At 40.0% G+C, this 220-nt stretch carries 1 protein-coding gene; it reads right to left on the reverse strand.

Translation table 11 applies throughout. The annotated features are described in order from the left end of the window. The coding region (locus FLA105534_RS22570; RefSeq protein ID WP_173968334.1) for a condensation domain-containing protein at nucleotides 1-220 on the reverse strand (220 nt) is incomplete at both ends.

The following is a 220-nucleotide window of genomic DNA, read 5'->3' on the forward strand; positions in this document are numbered from 1 at the left end:
TTTTTGGGAGGCTGCAAGATCTGCAAAACTGGTCTCTTTTTTCAATTGAGTTCGTATGGCAAGCGTATTGAGATACAAACCTATTTGATGCTCCAGATCCGGATGTTCTCTTCCTGCAATCGGGGTTCCAATTATGATGTCGTCCTGACCTGTATATTTATGCAACAAAGCATTTATTCCTGCCATTAAACTCATAAACAAGGTAAGGTCCTGTTCTTTT

It is taken from the genome of Flavobacterium collinsii (assembly GCF_902804485.1).
Lineage (GTDB): Bacteria > Bacteroidota > Bacteroidia > Flavobacteriales > Flavobacteriaceae > Flavobacterium > Flavobacterium collinsii.